14 protein-coding genes are annotated in these 15,301 nt (G+C 73.3%); 6 read left to right on the top strand and 8 right to left on the bottom strand.

Annotated elements, in window-relative coordinates:
• Positions 1-353: 353 nt before the first annotated feature.
• Positions 354-3,167, bottom strand: a complete 2,814-nt coding sequence (locus WMF34_RS08885; protein ID WP_012234319.1) for a tetratricopeptide repeat protein — start codon at positions 3,165-3,167, stop codon at positions 354-356.
• A gap of 258 nt (positions 3,168-3,425) precedes the next feature.
• Here WMF34_RS08885 and WMF34_RS08880 point away from each other — a divergent pair, with 258 nt between their 5' ends.
• A complete protein-coding gene (locus tag WMF34_RS08880) occupies positions 3,426-4,241 on the top strand; it encodes an SDR family oxidoreductase (RefSeq protein ID WP_044968100.1) in 816 nt (271 codons plus the stop codon).
• Between the two features lie 16 nt (positions 4,242-4,257).
• Here the strand turns inward: WMF34_RS08880 and hemH are convergent, their stop codons facing one another.
• Together hemH and WMF34_RS08870 are read right to left on the bottom strand one after the other, a co-directional pair.
• The gene (hemH, locus tag WMF34_RS08875; protein ID WP_012234317.1) at positions 4,258-5,160 is read right to left on the bottom strand and encodes a ferrochelatase; all 903 of its coding nucleotides are present in this window, start codon (positions 5,158-5,160) and stop codon (positions 4,258-4,260) included.
• A gap of 153 nt (positions 5,161-5,313) precedes the next feature.
• Positions 5,314-5,733 carry a hypothetical protein gene (locus WMF34_RS08870; protein WP_044964370.1) on the bottom strand — a complete coding sequence of 140 codons (420 nt, stop codon included), beginning with the start codon at positions 5,731-5,733 and terminating at the stop codon, positions 5,314-5,316.
• Between the two features lie 281 nt (positions 5,734-6,014).
• Here WMF34_RS08870 and WMF34_RS08865 point away from each other — a divergent pair, with 281 nt between their 5' ends.
• Positions 6,015-7,187: a hypothetical protein gene (locus WMF34_RS08865; protein WP_437993002.1), complete on the top strand. Its 1,173-nt coding sequence runs from the start codon at positions 6,015-6,017 to the stop codon at positions 7,185-7,187.
• Positions 7,188-7,219: 32 nt separating this feature from the next.
• Here WMF34_RS08865 and recO read toward each other — a convergent pair whose 3' ends face one another.
• The 5 genes from recO to tsaB all read right to left on the bottom strand — a co-directional run bounded on the left by recO (position 7,220) and on the right by tsaB (position 11,318).
• A complete protein-coding gene (gene recO, locus WMF34_RS08860; RefSeq protein ID WP_012234314.1) occupies positions 7,220-7,939 on the bottom strand; it encodes a DNA repair protein RecO in 720 nt (239 codons plus the stop codon).
• A 59-nt stretch (positions 7,940-7,998) separates the two neighbouring features.
• The gene (locus WMF34_RS08855; RefSeq protein WP_044964367.1) at positions 7,999-8,433 is read right to left on the bottom strand and encodes a helix-turn-helix domain-containing protein; all 435 of its coding nucleotides are present in this window, start codon (positions 8,431-8,433) and stop codon (positions 7,999-8,001) included.
• A 108-nt stretch (positions 8,434-8,541) separates the two neighbouring features.
• Positions 8,542-9,435, bottom strand: coding sequence for a tetratricopeptide repeat protein (locus WMF34_RS08850; RefSeq protein WP_012234312.1), 894 nt, complete (start codon positions 9,433-9,435; stop codon positions 8,542-8,544).
• 216 nt (positions 9,436-9,651) lie between these two features.
• Positions 9,652-10,500, bottom strand: coding sequence for a Crp/Fnr family transcriptional regulator (locus WMF34_RS08845; protein ID WP_012234311.1), 849 nt, complete (start codon positions 10,498-10,500; stop codon positions 9,652-9,654).
• Positions 10,497-11,318, bottom strand: coding sequence for a tRNA (adenosine(37)-N6)-threonylcarbamoyltransferase complex dimerization subunit type 1 TsaB (gene tsaB, locus WMF34_RS08840; RefSeq protein ID WP_012234310.1), 822 nt, complete (start codon positions 11,316-11,318; stop codon positions 10,497-10,499). Before tsaB ends, WMF34_RS08845 begins: the two co-directional genes overlap by 4 nt.
• 125 nt (positions 11,319-11,443) lie before the next feature.
• On the opposite strand from tsaB, the gene WMF34_RS08835 reads away from it, so the two are divergent.
• From WMF34_RS08835 to WMF34_RS08820, 4 genes are all read left to right on the top strand, one after another.
• Complete coding sequence (locus WMF34_RS08835) at positions 11,444-12,442, top strand: hypothetical protein (protein WP_437993001.1); 999 nt, start codon at positions 11,444-11,446, stop codon at positions 12,440-12,442.
• 311 nt (positions 12,443-12,753) lie between these two features.
• Positions 12,754-13,995, top strand: a complete 1,242-nt coding sequence (locus WMF34_RS08830; RefSeq protein WP_012234308.1) for a S1C family serine protease — start codon at positions 12,754-12,756, stop codon at positions 13,993-13,995.
• Between the two features lie 168 nt (positions 13,996-14,163).
• Positions 14,164-14,403, top strand: a complete 240-nt coding sequence (locus WMF34_RS08825) for a DNA gyrase inhibitor YacG (RefSeq protein WP_080598804.1) — start codon at positions 14,164-14,166, stop codon at positions 14,401-14,403.
• Positions 14,400-15,278, top strand: coding sequence for a hypothetical protein (locus WMF34_RS08820; protein ID WP_012234306.1), 879 nt, complete (start codon positions 14,400-14,402; stop codon positions 15,276-15,278). The genes WMF34_RS08825 and WMF34_RS08820 overlap by 4 nt, the downstream gene beginning before the upstream one ends.
• Positions 15,279-15,301 lie beyond the last annotated feature (23 nt).

Genomic DNA, 15,301 nt, shown 5'->3' with positions numbered 1-15,301 from the left:
CGCATCTTCACCCAGCGCGCGGCGATTTTGACCTGGCACCACGCGAGCGCCGGAGGGGGTCTCCGCGCGGCAGGGCGCGGGTGGGCGCGGCGAGCACCGACCGAGGTGCCATAGGGTCCCAGCGGGCTCCACCTCTCAGGCGCGCCTTGTGTGGCGCGCGACGAAACGTCCCAGGTGGCAAGGCCCGAAGGGAGACATGCCGGGCGGTGTTCTCAGCGCAAGCTCCGCGCTCCCGCCTCGGCGGATGGCCGAGCGCCCCCCCGCGCCCTGCCGCGCGGAGACCCCCTCCGGCGCGTGCAGCCGGGATCTCCGCCCTCCCCTCCCCGCTCACACCTCGCCCCAAGCCCCGAACCTCAATCCGGCATCGCCCGCGGCGCAGGCGGCGACGCTCCCTTCATCGTCTTCTGGTACTCGAGCGCCTGCTTCGCGTAGTCGTCCCGCTTCATCTTCGCGTACGCCTTGGCGAGCTCCCCGTAGATCTCCGCCGCGTCCCCCGGCTTCGGCCCGGACAGGAGCGCGCTGTTCAGCTCGTAGATCGCCGACACGTGCCGCCCCGTGCGGGCCAGCGCCCGCGCATAGAGCCGGTGGATCTCCGGGTTCGCCACGTCGACGAAGATCGCTCCCTCGCCGACCTTGCGCGCCTCCTCCCACGCGCCGCGCTCCACGAGCAGCCGGAGCAGCCGCCGCCAGACACGACGATCGTGCTGGTCGAGGAGCGCGAGCCGGCGCAGCGCCGAGAGCTCGCCCGCCGCGTCCTTCTGCCGGCGCGCGAGATCGTAGAGCCCCTGGAGCGGCTCGGCCTGCGTGGGATCCTGGCGCGACGCCGCCTCGAGGTTCGCCTTCATCTTCGCCGCGTCCTTCTTCAGCTCGGCGAGATCCGCGAGCTTCATCCGCACGACGTAGCCGTCGTGCCCGTCGGCGATCATCTTGCTCAAGAGCCTCGCCGCCTCGTCGGGCTTCTTCTCGGCGAAGGCCGCCCGCACCTTGAGGTAGGTCGCGTCGGGCTGCTTCGGGTCGACCCGGAGCGCCTCGGCGAGCACCGCCTCGCCCTCCTGGCGCTGCCCGTCCTCGAACAGCGCGAGCGCGAGCTCGACGAGCCGCTTCGCGTCCTTCGGGGCGCGCGCCGCCGCCTTGCGCGCCTCGTCGAGCGGCGGCGCGTGCAGATCCGGGACGTACTGCTTCTCGTAGCGCTCGAGGCGGGGCTTCAGCCACGCGCGGAAGCGCCGGTCGAGCTCCTCCGCGCTGATCCCGAGCGACTCCTTCACCACCTCCTGCGTCCGCTTGCCCGCGGCCCACCGGGGCAGCATCGAGACCACCTTCGGGAAGCCGAACTCGCCCGCCATGAAGACGACGATCTGGCTCGCCGCGAAGTAAGCCATCGTCACGTCCTCGATGTTGTCGACGTGCGTGAACGCCCGGTTGAACCCCTCGACCGCCGGGATCCTCCCGCCCTTCAGGGCGGCGAACAGCGCCGGATCTTCCTCGCGGTGCCACTCGGGCCGCCGCACGATCGTCTCGTACTCGCTGAGCCCCTCGGTGAACCAGCGCGGGACGTGGTTCTTCGAGAGCTGGATCGCGAAGACGTGCCCGAGCTCGTGCCACAGCACGTTCCCCCAGTTGAATTCCCCCGCCGCCGGGCTCAACGCCGCGAGCGTCTGGCCGAAGCAGACGCCCTGGATGCCCACGTTGGGCAGGCCGCTCGTCCTGACGCTGAAGTTCTCCGTCGACGCGTAGAGCTCGATCGAGACCGGGACCTTCGGCGTGAAGCCGTACCGCTTCACCATCGAGCCCCAGGCCTCCTCGAGCATGCGCGGCACGTACCGCTCGAGGATCGCGCGCTCCTGCTTGTGGTAGCGGACGCGGAAGGTCTGCCCCTCCACGGTCACGTACTGCGTCGCGATGTCCTTCTCGTAGAGGTTCAGCGTGTTGAAGACCCGCACGTTGAAGCGGTCCTTGTCCCACGCCTTCTGGAGCGAGAGCACGCCGCTCTTCTCGTCGCCGGCGCGGATCAGGTTCAGGCCGAGCGTGGCGTGCGCCTTCGCGTCGTTCGGATCGACCTGCGTCGCCTCCCCCATCATCTTGACGATGTCGTCGTAGCGATGCTCCCACTCCGCGAACTCGCCGACGATCTGGAAGAACCGCGAGAACTCAGGGTTCAGGCCGAGCACCTTCGCCTTGATGGCCTCGAAGCCGGCCGCGTCGTCGGCGAGGAAGCGGCCCGCCGCCTTGATCGAGAGCAGCGCGAGGTCGTTCGGGTTCACCTTGAGCCCGCGGTCGGCCGCGGCGTCCGCGGCGTCGATGTCCATGTCGCGGAGCGCGAGCCCGGCGCGGACGAAATACGCCTCGGCGAGGTTCGGATTCACGGAGAGCGCCTGCGCGACCTCGCTGTCGGCACCGCCGAAGTCCATCGCGCTCTCGAGCTTGACGCGCGCCATGGCGACGCGGCAAAGCGGATCCTTCGGCGCGAGCTTGAGCGCCTCCTTCACGACCTGACCGGCGTGGCCGGGGTCGTATTTGTCGAGGAACAGCTCGGCCCGCCAGAGCAACGTCTCGACCCGCTGCTTGCCGCCGACCTTCTCGGCCGCGTTGAACGCGTCGTTCGCGTCGCGCGCGCTCCGGAGCAGGTGGGCCGCGCGCCCGACGAGCGACAGCCCCTCCGCGTCGCTCGCGGTGATCTTGTCGTCGTTGTAGTCGTCGATGATCGTCATCAGCGGCGCGCGCGCCTCGCCCCGCTTGCCCGACTCGATCAGGAGCTCGCCGAGCACGAGCCGCGCGCGGCGGGCCTCGTCCTCCCGCTCCACCTCGCGCACCGCCGCGATCGCCTCGACCATCTTCCCGCGGCGCGCGAGCGCCTCGGCCCGGAGCGGCGCGGCGGCGATCCGCGCCTCCTTGCCGAGCGCGGCGGCGGCCTTCGCCGTCTTCGCCGCGTCGTCGTAGCGGCCCGTGAGCAGCTCGATCCGCGCCTTCGCGAGCAGCGCCGCGGCGCGATCTTTCCCGCCCTGGAGGCCGAGGACGACCTTCTCGGCCTCCGCGTAGTCGCCCTGCGCAAGGAGCGCCTCCGCGCGCGAAAGCGAGGGGGACGGCTCGCCGGAGGCGGGAGCGGTGGCCGCGCAGGCGGCGGCGACGAGGAGAGCGGCAAGAGAGCGGCGGATCGAGTGGCTTCGCATGTCACCCCGTGCGCAACCGTGCGCGACCGTTCGTCAATCGTGCACGACCGCACGCAAGACGAACGCAAACCTACGCAAACCTACGCAAGACGAACGCAAACCTACGCTGAGACGCTGAGACGCGGCGCCCGGTCGAGCCGGGTCAGGCCATCGTAACCGACACCACCGGTGCGACCGAACGGCGAAAGGCCGAGCATGAGCGAGCGCGCGCGGGCGCGCCAGGGCGCGCGCTCCCGCGATCGTGGTATGCGGGCGTCCATGGCAAGCAAGCTCGCCGGGCGGGTCGTTCTCATCACGGGCGCGTCGTCGGGGATCGGCGAGGCCCTCGCCCGGGAGGTCGCCCGGCGTGGCGGCCGGGTCGTCCTCGCGGCGCGGCGGGCCCAGCGGATCGAGGCGCTCGCGACGGAGATCCGGCGGTCCGGCGGCGAGGCGCTCGCGACCCCGTGCGACGTCACGCGCGACGGCGACGTGGAGCGCGCCGTCGCGCAGGCGAGCGAGGCGTTCGGGCGGCTCGACATCGCCGTCGCGAACGCCGGGTTCAGCGTGGCGGGGCGCGTCGAGCAGCTCGCGCTCGACGATTTCCGCCGGCAGTTCGAGACCAACGTGTTCGGCGCGCTGCGCACCGTGAAGGCCGCGCTGCCGGAGCTCAAGCGATCGCGCGGCGGCGTCGCGCTCGTCGGCAGCGTCCTCGGCTACCTCGCGGTCCCCGCGGTGGGCGCCTACACGATGAGCAAGTTCGCAGTGCGCGCCCTCGCCGAGACGCTGCGCGCGGAGCTCCACGCCGAGGGCGTCGCGGTCACGCACGTCGCGCCGGGGTACGTGGCGAGCGAGATCCGCCGGATCGACAACGCGGGCAACCTGCACGAGGGCGCCCCGGATCCCGTGCCGCGCTGGCTCGTCATGCCGGCGCAGACGGCGGCGCGACAGATCATGGACGGCATCATCGCGCGGCGCGCCGAGGTGATCGTCACCGCCCACGGCAAGCTCGGGGTGTCGCTCTCGAGGCACGCCCCGGGGCTCCTCCGCGCGAGCGTATCGAGGCTCCCGCGCAAGCGCCGCATCAGCGAGCGCTGAGCCGGCGCGGCGCCGCCTACGGCGCGGCCTGCGCGAGCTCGCGCCGGACGAGCGCCTCCAGGGCGTCGATGAAGCGCGGCCGCGTGTTCACGGCCGGCGCCCGGGAGAGCCGCGCGAGGCCCGCCTCACGGGCGAAGACCTGCGCCTCCACGTCGAGATCGTAGAGGGTCTCGACGTGATCCGCGACGAAGCCGATCGGCGCGATCAGCGCCTCCCGCACGCTGCGCGCGACGAGGCCGTCGAACGTCGACCGCAGATCCGGACCGAGCCACGCGTCGCCGGTCATGCCCTGGCTCTGGAAGGCGACGAGCACCGGGTTCCCGCGGGCGGCGATGCGGCGCTCCACCTCGGCGGCCATCGCGCGGAACTGGCGCTCGTACGGATCTCCGGCGGCGATGATCCGCTGCGGGAGGCTGTGGGCCGAGAGGATCACCGCCACCTTCGCCCGGCCCTCCTCGGGGATGCGCGCGAGCGCCTCGTCGATCACCTCGACGAAGGCGTCGATCAGCGCCGGCTCGAGCCCCCACGCGGGCACGCACCGGACCTCCATGCCACCCTGCTCGGCGGCCGCGTCGCGGACGACGGCGTGGTAGACGTCGACGGACTGCGGCGCGAGCGGCAGCGAGACGACGCGCCTCACGCCGCTGCGGTGGAGCGCGCCGAGCACCTCGGCCGGGTACGGGTGCCAGAGGCGCCCGGCGATGGCGACCGGGAGACCGAGCCTCGCGGCGAGCGCGTCCGCCTGGGCCTGCGTGATGCGCATGAGCGGCGAGCCGCCGATCGCCTGGAAGCGGCGGCGGACCTCGTCGATCACCTCCGGCGGGGCCGGCCTGCCGCGGCGGATGTTGGTGACGAATGCGGGCAGATCGTCGAGCCGCTCGACGGTGCCGTGGCAGCTGAGGAGGACGGCGGTGGTCACGGCGTTACTCTACATCGGCGCCGCGCGAGCAGCGCAGCATCGGCGCCACGCGAGCAGCGCAGCGTCGGCGCCGCGCGAGCAGCGCAGCATCGGCGCCGCGCGAGCAGCGCAGCCCTCGCAGGCGCGTGAGGGCCGCCGCTCGCTGGCGCTGGCTCAGTCCGCGTCCCAGGCGACGACGACACGATCGTGGCCGATGAGTCCGTTCTTTTTGCGGGCCAGGTGCTGCGCGACGACACGATCGCCGGCCACATAGACGCGCACCTCCGTGTACGCCAGCCCCTCGTCGGTCTCGATTCCGTCCAGGATCTCCATCGAGTCGAGCTGGCGCTCCCAGCCCGAGATCGGATCGCGAAAGAGGTCGCTCTTGAGCCGCTCCAGGATCGCGTGCCTCCCGCTGGTGACGCTGGGGTGGGCCGGCGGATCGCGGCTGCTCACCTCCTCGATCACGGCGTCCTCCGCGTAGATCCGGGAGAGGGCCTCGATGTCCTTGCCCGTCAGGGCACGGGTGATCTCTGCGAGCAGTCCACCGTTCGCCCGCTGGGCCGAGGGTCGCGTCCGCGCCGAGCCTTCCATGCCCGCTTGCATGGGACGCAGCGGCGCAGGCGTCGAGCCCGTGCCAGGGCCGCGCGGCAACGGTAACGGTGATGAAGCGATGAAGCGATGAAGCGATGAAGCGATGAAGCGATGAAGCGCCGCGTCCCGGCGGCGACATCGGGCCGCGACGCGACCGTCACGGATGCGACAGACGAGCGCTGAGCCCGGTGGGCGGCCCTCCTCCACATGGCCACCAGCCGAGATCGCGCGGCTGGCGGCGAGTTGCAGCGCCCGGACGGACGTGATGGATAAGGAAGGTTATGACGCAGCGCCGCACGGTCGTGCTCGCCGATCTCCATCTCGTGCGCCAGACGCCGCGCGACGTGACCGCCGATCTTGCCCGGTTCGTGGAGGCCCACCGGGGGGCACGCATCGTGGTCGCGGGCGATCTGTTCGATCTCTCCTCCGAGTCGCCCTGGATGCCCCGGCCGCGTGCGCTGCGCGAGGCGCTGCTCGCGCACCCGACCGCGCGGGCGGCGCTCGCCGAGCACCTCGACCGCGGCGGCGAGCTCTGGCTGGCGGGTGGCAATCACGACGCCGAGGTCGGGGCGCCCGACTTCCCCGTGGCGCTGGCGGAGGCGCTCGAGGTGACCGGCGAGCCCCGGTCGCGGATCCGCACGACGCCCTGGTTCTTCCGAGAGGGGGCGATCCATCTGGAGCACGGCCACCTGTACGATCCGGACAACGCCCCGGCTCACCCGCTCGTGGTCGGCGAGCGCAGCCTCGGCGTTCACTTCGTCGAGGAGTTCATCGCGCCGACCGGCGCGCACCGCTATCTGCAGGCGAACGATCAGACGCCGCTCAGCTTGTTCCTGTCGGCGTTCACCTGGTACGGCCCTCGCGCGCCCTACGTCATCTACCGCTACTTCCACGCGGCGCTCGGCGCGATGTTGAAGAGCGGACCGCTCTACCGCGCGGGAGGCGAGGCCACGGTGGGCGCCGCGGCCATGGAGCGCTTCGCGCACGAGCTCGAAGTGCCGCGCGCGATGGCCGACGCGCTCGTCGGGCTCGGGGCCACGCCGACCCTGGAGAGCGCGGCGCGCACGTTCACGCGGCTGTACTTCGATCGCGTGATCGCGACGCTGTCGATGGGCGCCGGGATCGCGGCGCTCGGGCTCGGCGCGCGGGGGACCGGCGCCGCGGCGCTCGGGCTCGGCGCGCTGCTGATGGGCGCGAGCTGGGCGAGCGGGCACAACCGCTACGCCGGCACGGTCGCCGAGCGCCTGGCCGAGAGCGCCGGCCGTGTCGCGAGGGCGACCGGCGCGAAGCTGGTCGTCTTCGGCCACACGCACCGCGAGGCGCTCGGCGACGGCTACGCGAACACCGGGAGCTTCTCGTTCCCTCGCGCCGCGCCAGGCCGGCCCTACGTGGAGATCGAGGGGCCGCCCGAAGCACCGCGCGCGATGACCCGCTTCTGGCGAGCCGTGGCGTGACTCCGAACCGCTAGACGCGGGTGCCCGCCGCTCTAGTTCCCGCTCGCGTGCGCGGTGAGCGCGCCCTCGACGAGGTCGAGCGCGAGCGGGACGTCCTCTTCCGGGATCGGCGCGCCGCCGAGCATCGCTGCCAGCAGCCGCTCCCTCGGCTCCGGCCGCAGCACGACGGGTCCGCCGCCGCAGGCCCGGCAGACGAGGCCGCCGCGCGCCGGGTCGGCACAGGCCGACTGCGTCGTGTCGCAGGCGCGCCCGCAACGGACGCACTGCGTGAGCTCGAGGCCCCAGCCGAAGGCGACGAGCAGGCGCAGGCCTGTCTCCGCGAGCAGCGCCTGGGGAGGAGGCGTGGACACCTCGTCGAGGCGGTCGAGCAGCTGGTTCAGCTCGCTCCACGCCGCCTGCTCGGCGGTGTGCGCCGGCGCGATCTCCCGCACCCAGCGCAGCGCGCGCCCGGCCACCTCGAGGCGCCCGAGATCCGCCGCGAGGCGCAGGCGCGGGCGCTCGATCGCCGCTTCCGTGAGCTGGGCGAGCTCCGCGCCCGGACGGATCTCCAGGGTCACGCGGAGCAGGTGCATCGGCTCGAGCGCCGGGAAGCGCTTGGCCGAGCGGCGCGCGCCGCGCGCCGTGGCAGAGATGAGCCCCCCCTGCTCGGTGAAGAGCCCGACCAGGAGGTCGGCTTCACCGAAAGGTACACGCCGGACCAGGAGCGCCCCGGTCCGGAGGCGCTCCGTCCGCGGGCGAACCGATCGAGGCATGGCAGGTACCGGCGGTTATGGCGCGAACCGCGCGCGAGCGCCCGGCGAAAATTTGGCCCTCAGGCCGAGAGGGAGGTACGAGCCCTCGCGAGCGTGCCCTCCGACAGCTCCGGCGGCATGTCGTGGCCGCGGGGCCTGAGCACGATGCTGAGCGCCAGCGTGAAGAGGATGAGCAGCAACACGAACGCGATCGCGACCCCGAAGCGCCTGCTCTGGGTGCGGCGCGCGGGCGCCGCGATGGGCAGCGGTGTCACCAGCGCGATCCGGCGGCTCGCCGTGTATCGGGCCAACACCTCCTCCATCGGGAGCGAGACCGCGCGAGCATACGCCTTCAAGAACCCCCGAACGAACACCTCGCCGGGCAGGTCGTCGAAATGATCTGCCTCGATTCGCTCGATGGAGATCACCGGGATGCGCGTGGCGCGGGCGACTTCCTCCACGCTCATGGCTCGGGCCTCACGCGTGCGTCTCAGGTAGCGTCCGATCGACTCCATCCCATTCCACCCATCGTCATTCGGTCGTCACTCTACTCACCCTGAGAACCGTTGCTCAACCCCCTAGCGCACCCCTCTGTACTTCTCGTAGAGCGGCGCGCCGAGGCCCTATTGCAACGTCTGTAACTGTGCAGCGCAGCGCTGCCCCACGGCCGTCGTCGCGTTGATCTCCCGGCACCGCTCGAGATCGGCGCGCGCGTCGTCCACGAGCCCCCTCTTCTCGGCGATGCGGGCGCGCGCGTCGAACGCGTCCTGCAGCCGCGTGCACTCCGGCTGGTCGGTCTCGACCGCCCTCGTCAGGGCCTCGCGCGCCAGATCGAGCTCGCCTCGCTTCTCGTAGGCGAGGCCGAGCCGGTACTGCCCCACGCAGAAGAGCGGCTGCGCGGCAACCGCGCGGCGTAGCGCGTCGATCGCCTCGTCGTTCCTGCCCTTGAGCAGGTACGCCCAGCCCAGGTTGCCCCACGACTTCTCCGGTGAGGCGTACAGGATGTCCTCGGTCAGCGGCTTGAGCACCGCGATCGCCTCGTCGTAGCGCCGCTGATGCACGAGGATGACGCCCAGCGCGTTCTTCGCGTCCCGCATCTCCGGGTTCGCCTCGAGGGCCCGCCGCGCCATCTTCTCGGCGCTGTCGAAGCGGCAGTCGCTGGACTGCGCATCACCCGCGCAGAAGCCGAGCAGGATCAAGGCGCCGAGATAGGACGCCTCGGCGTTGTCCTCGTCGTGCGAGAGCGCCTGCTCGACGTGCGCCAGCGCCTCGCGCAGGCGGCCGCGCTGGAACGCGTCGCGCGCGAGATCATATTCCGCGAGCGACCGCGCGTCGCTCGTCTGCGCCGAGGGCTGCGCGCCGCCGCACGACGCGAGCGTGAGAGGCGCGACGGACGCAACGGACGCAAACGACGCGACGGACGCAAACGACAACAGCGACCCCATCGACAGGACAGCAGCCGCGCCGCGGATGCACCCCGCGCGGGTCGCTGCTGTCCTGTGTCGCTGCGAGGTCATGTGCGATCTTGAATCCGCTGCCGATCGATGCCGCGGCGCGGCACATTGTCAGGACGGGACTTCGCCTGCCCTGCGGGGAACCCTGAGTAAACCAGGCCGCTTGTCACGTCAACCTGCGAATCTCCCTGGAAGACGCGGCGCGTTCTCAGGATCCCGATTCGGCTTCCAGCAATTGTCAGGTCGGCGTAGGATGGTGGCGCAGGCGGTTCCTGCTCGTCACTGTTCGCCACGGATCTCGTCCTTGAGACCCAGCAGGCCGAACAACCTCCGCAGCGCTTCGATATCGGGGATCTCGAGGCGCTCGTCAGCGACGCGCAGGTACTGGCCCTCCCGGAGCTGCTGGACGGCGCGCTTCACCGTGTCGACGTCGAGGCCGACGCGGGTGGACAGCTCCATCGGCGAGATCGCGAACGAGGCCCCGTTCGACGCGGCGCCGCCGGTGGCGCGCGAGTGCTGCGCGAGCTTGAGGAGCGCGTTCACGACCTTCGACTGCGTGTCGGTGAGCATCATGATCTCGATCTGGTCCTCCGCGTCGCGGAGCCGACCGACGAGCTGCTTGATGATGCGCATCGCGACGGCCGGGTTGCGCTCGACGAGGTTCTGCAGCGTGCCCTGATCGAGCGCGAGCGCGACCCCGCGAGAGAGCGCGATCGCCGTCGACGAGCGCGCCGCGCCGCCGAGGAGCGCGGATTCGCCGAACAGATCGCCGGGCTTCAGGACCATCAGGCTGCGCTCGGCGCCGCGGACCTTCTTGATGAGCCGGACCCGCCCTTCCTCGAGGAGGTACGCCTCGGTCCCGGGCTCACCCTCGCGGAAGATGACGTCACCGGCCTCGAACGGGCGGCCGAACCGGGCGCGGAGCCGCTCGGGATCGGGCCCCGGCTCGGCCGACTCCACGGGGGCGGACAGGGCGGCGGGCTCGTCGCGCTGCGCGGCGGTGGCGGAGGGAGAACGAGCAGAGTCCGCTGCCGCGGCGGGCGACGGAGCGCGCTCCGCGTCGCTGGGGCTCGAGGCCTCGCGCTCCGCGTCGGGTGCGACGCCGTCCCCTTCAGGCGAGCTGATCATCGGGGCGGAGTGTATCCCAGCTCGGCCGGCTTCGCGTCCGGCGCGCGCACATAGAGCGGCTCCAGGAGCGCCGGATCGTGCGGGGCCGCCGCTGGCCCGCGCTCGCCGCCCGCGGCGGCCGCCCGGAGCCGGTCGATCGCGAGGCGCCCGATCCACGCCGCGTCAGGGAAATCCAGGGCGTCGCCCCGCGCGGCGAGCGGCCGGAGCGCCTCGATCTCCTCGGCGACGGCGCCGACGACGACGATGCGGCGCCCCGCGGCGAGCTCGGCCACGACATCGAACGCCGCGTCGCGCGGCAGGTGGCGCGGCGGGATCGAAGGCGCCGCCGCGGGCGCGTCGAAGGCGGCCAGGAAGAGCTCGCCCTTCTTGGCGTCGATCAGCGGGACCACGAGATCGCCGGGGCTCGCCGCGCCGGCAGCGAAGGCGGCGGCGGCCATCGCCTCGAGCGAGGTGACGCCGGCGACCGGGACGTCCAGCGCCAGCGCGACGCCCTTGGCCGCCGCGACCGCCACCCGGACCCCGGTGAACGAGCCGGGCCCCACGTCGCAGCCGAGCGCCTGCACCGCCGCGGCCGGTAGGCCTGCGGCGGCGAGCACCTCGTCGACGGCTCCGAAGATGCGCTCCGCGTGCCCGTGCAGGTCGGCGTAGGTCGTCGCCGCGAGCAGCCGCGCGCCGGCCGCCGGCGCCGCGGCGAGGCCGGCGGTGGAGCGCGCGCCGCCGCGCGACGCCGCCGCCACGGCGTGCAGGTCCACGTCCGCAGCTTCGAAGAGGGCGGCGCTGCCGCGCGGGGTCGAGGTCGAGAGGGCGAGGAGCTTCAAGGCGCGCTCGGGAACGTTGCAGCCGCGATGCTGTCTGGCAGAACCTCGGGCCAAGGGCAACGAGCTTCGGCGAGGCGCTGGGGCCGCTGCGCGTCCGACTGGGCCGAAGGGCGGGGTGCGAGCCGATGCGCGATCAACGAGCGATGCTGCCGGCGCTCCTCGTATCGGCGCTCGTCCATCTGGGCGCGTGGAGCTCGGCGCGGCTCGGGCCGGAGGTGCCCGCCAGCGATCCCGCCGAGCCAGCGGCGGAGCGCGAGCCGATCGATCTCTGGACCGGGCTCACGTCCGCGCTGCCGGGCAGCGGTGGCGCGGCGCGCCCGAGCGACGCTCGCGGCGGGCGCGACGAGGCCGGCGAGCGCGGCGAGCCGACGAGCATGCCAGCGGCGCGCGCTCCGGCCGATGCCAGCCGGCCCACGGCGCCGGCAGAGCGCCCTCCTGAGGCCGGCGGCGAGCCGGCGCCGCCCGTGGCGGCCGCGCCGCGCGGCCAGGCGGCGGCTCGGCCGAATGTGGCGCCCCGGCCCAAGGCGACGCCGCGGCCCGCAGAGCGACGCCGGGAGCCCGCGGCGAACGGGGAAGCCGGCGCACCGGCGCGCTCCGCCGCCGCGCGGACGAGCGCTGGCGCCGGAGAAGACGGCGAGGGCGACTTCGGGGCGGCCGGCGCCAGCGCTGTGCGCAACCTCGGGCGCGCCTTCACGAGGGCCATCCCGCCCGCGTGCCAGGCGGATCCGATCTGGGCGACGCTCCCGCCCGGAAGCGCGGGGAAGGCGCGCTTCGTGATCGACATCGACGACGCCGGGCACATCGCGACGTGGCGTCCGGAGCCCGGAGGGGAAGAGCCCGCGCGACACCTGAGCAACCTGGCGAAGCGGACGATCGCGCTGCTCGGCGGCGGGACGTTCGCGGTGGCGCGGGGCGCCGTGACGGCAGGGAAGCAGACGCTGGAGGTGAGCGCCGTCGTCCGCGTCGGCGAAGGCGCGGGAGAGACGGGCGCTCCTGCCGATCTGGCGTGGCGCTTCGAAGGGGGGCGCGGCAAGGCGACGTTCGTCCAGCCCGGCGGTCGCCTGGTGGAGGTCGTCGTCCAGGTGGTGCGCACGGAGGCCGCGCGAGGCGCGCCTCCTGGCTGAGCGGCCAGCGAGCCGCGCGCGCGCCGCCTCGTCCGGACCCCGGAGCAGCTCGGCCGCGGCGCGGAGCGCTCTCCAGCGGCCGGTCCTTGCGCGCTTGCGGTCGCGCCTCGAGGCTCTACGTCCGGGCCGTGGGACGGCTCCGCGCTGCCGCATGGGCGTGTGTCGGGTTCCTCGGGACCGCACCGCTCGCTGCCTGCAACGACCGGGCAGCCGCGCTCTCGCCCCCTCCATCGCCCCGCGGCCCGGTGAGCGCGCCGTGCTCGGTCCCGCGCGCGGAATCGCCGCCCGAGCCGCCAGCGGCCCGCGGCGCGATGCCCCTGCCTGCGCTGATCGAGCAGGTGCGGCCGGTGGTGGTGACCATCACCACCCTGCGCGCGCCCTCGTTTCCAGACGGGCGCGCGGGCCCGGCGCTCCCGTTCGAGGGCCGTGCGCAGCGGGTGGAGCGGGCGATCGGATCCGGGTTCGTGATCGCCGAAGAAGGGCTCGTGCTGACGAGCGATCACGTGATCGGCGACGCGTTCGGCATCGAGGTGCAGCTCTCGGACGAGCGCGCCTTCGAGGCGACCGTGGTCGGGCGGGATCCGACCCTCGACGTGGCGCTGTTGAAGCTGCTCGGAGCGGGGTCGCTGCGGGTCGCCTCCCTCGGATCGAGCGCGCCGGTCCGGCCTGGCGACGGCGTCATCGTGATCGGGAGCCCGTTCGGGCTCGGACCGACCGTGACCCGGGGCATCATCAGCGCGACGTCGAGGCCCATGGGCACGGGGAACCTCGACGGCTTCCTCCAGACCGACGCCGCCATCAACCCGGGAAACAGCGGCGGGCCGCTCTTCGACGCCACGGGGCAGGTGATCGGCATCGCGACGGCGATCCACGCCGATGGCCGCGGCATCAGCTTCGCCCTGCCGATCGACGAGGTGCTCGAGATCCTGCCCGAGCTGCGGGAGACGGGCCGCGTGGACCGGGGGCGCATCGGGATCAGCTTCCAGGAGGTGACCTCGCAGCTCGCGCGGGTGCTCCGGCTGCCAGGGCGGATGGGCGCGCTGATCACGGAGGTCGAGCCGGAGGGCCCCGGATCGCGGCTGGGCTTCAGGCCGGGCGACGTGATCACGTCGGTCGAGGGGCGCCGCGTCGAGCACGCGCGCGAGCTCGCGCGCATGCTCCGGCGAGCCAAGCCGGGAGACGAGGTGGAGCTCGTCTACAAGCGCGACGGCGCGGACCGGCGCGCGACGATGAAGCTCGATCCGTCGGCCCCCCGCGAGCCGTCGTCGAGCTGGCGCGCGCTGGAGGATCGCGCGCCGAGGGGCGCCGAGCAGCCGCCGTTCGGCGTGCTGGCGAGCGACGCCCTGGAAGGAGCGCGCATCGAGTCGATCGCGCCTCGGAGCCCCGCGGCTGGCCGCCTCGAGGTGGGCGACGTGGTGCTCGAGCTGAACGGCGCGCCGGTGCGGGGCGGCGCCGACCTGACCGCGCGCCTGGGCGCGGCGGCACACCAGGATCTCCTGTTGCGGGTACGGCGCCACGGGGCGCCCCGCTACCTCGCGGTCCCGGCGCGCTGAGCGGGCATCGCTCCGGCGACCTCGGCCCAGCGCGCCGAGCGCGGGCGACACACGCGCCGAGCGCTGGCCGCACGCCCGCCGAGCGCGGGCCCATGCCGGCGAGCGCGGGTCCACGGCTCACCGAGCGCGGGCTACATGCCCGCAGTGGACGCTGCTACGTTACGCCGCATGGGAGCTTTGGCAGGCGCGAGGTGCCCGATTTGCCGCAAGTCGGCGGGGCCCAGGCCCGAGAACCCGGTCTTTCCGTTCTGCTCGCCCCAGTGCAAGCTGGTGGACCTCGGCCACTGGCTCGACGGTGGCTACCGGGTGCCTGGCCCGCCCGTCTCATCCACAGGGGACGCCGAGACCCTGGAATCGAAGGGTCGAACCGACGGGCTCGACGGGAACAGCCAGGAAGAGGACGAATGATCGCTCGTCGCGCGCTTTGCCTGCTCACCGTTCTCACGTCGGCCTCCATGACGTCCGCGGCCCTGGCACAGCAGGGGCAGCCGCTCCCGGGGACGTCGCCGAGCGTCGGCGCCAGCGCCGCCTCGCCCGCCGGCGCCGCGGCCGCGCAGCCGAACCCGTACGATCCATCGATGCAGGCCGGAGGCCTGGCGCCGCCCCCTCCGATGACCACGCCCGAGCCGGAGCCCGCCGCCCCCGACGGCACAGAGCAGCGCCTCGACGAGGCCAAGGAGCGGGACTCGGGGCGCGGCCTCGAGATCGTCTGGCTGAACGTCGAGGGAGGCTACGAGAACGTCGGCCTCCAGACGTTCAACATCGACGAGGACGACTTCACGGCCGGGTTCGTTTCGAGCGCGGCCAACGGGGGCGTCATCGGCGCGGGGGCCGGCGTCCGGCTCCTGTACTTCACGCTGGGCGCCCGCGGGCGGGTCGGGTTCTTCAGCGACTGGCAGCTCTTCACCCTGGGCGGCGAGGTCGGCATGCACCTGCCGCTCGGGAAGCTCGACCCGCACGTCGATCTGGGCTTCGGCTACGCCGGCCTCGGCAGCGTCAAGAGCGCGGTGAGCGGCGCGGCCGACGCCATCGCGATCCGCGGCTTCTACGGGAGGGTCTCCGGTGGGCTCGACCTCTACCTGTCGCCGGTCTTCTCGATCGGCGCGAACGCGAGCTGGGAGCTCCTGGCGCTGACCAGGCCGGGGCTCTCCGCGGCCGCGATCGAAGGGATCAAGGGCGGAGCCGCCGCGCCCCAGCAAGCCAAGGCCGATCTGCTCGCGGCCGAGGGCTCCAGCGTGGGCTCGGCGCTCGCCCTGACCGCGGTCGCCGGGCTCCACTTCTAGCCGCAGCGAAGCCAGCTCCACCG

This window comes from Sorangium sp. So ce145, from assembly GCF_051525985.1.
Classification (GTDB): domain Bacteria; phylum Myxococcota_A; class Polyangia; order Polyangiales; family Polyangiaceae; genus Sorangium; species Sorangium cellulosum_B.
This window is presented reverse-complemented; position numbering and strand designations above follow the sequence as displayed.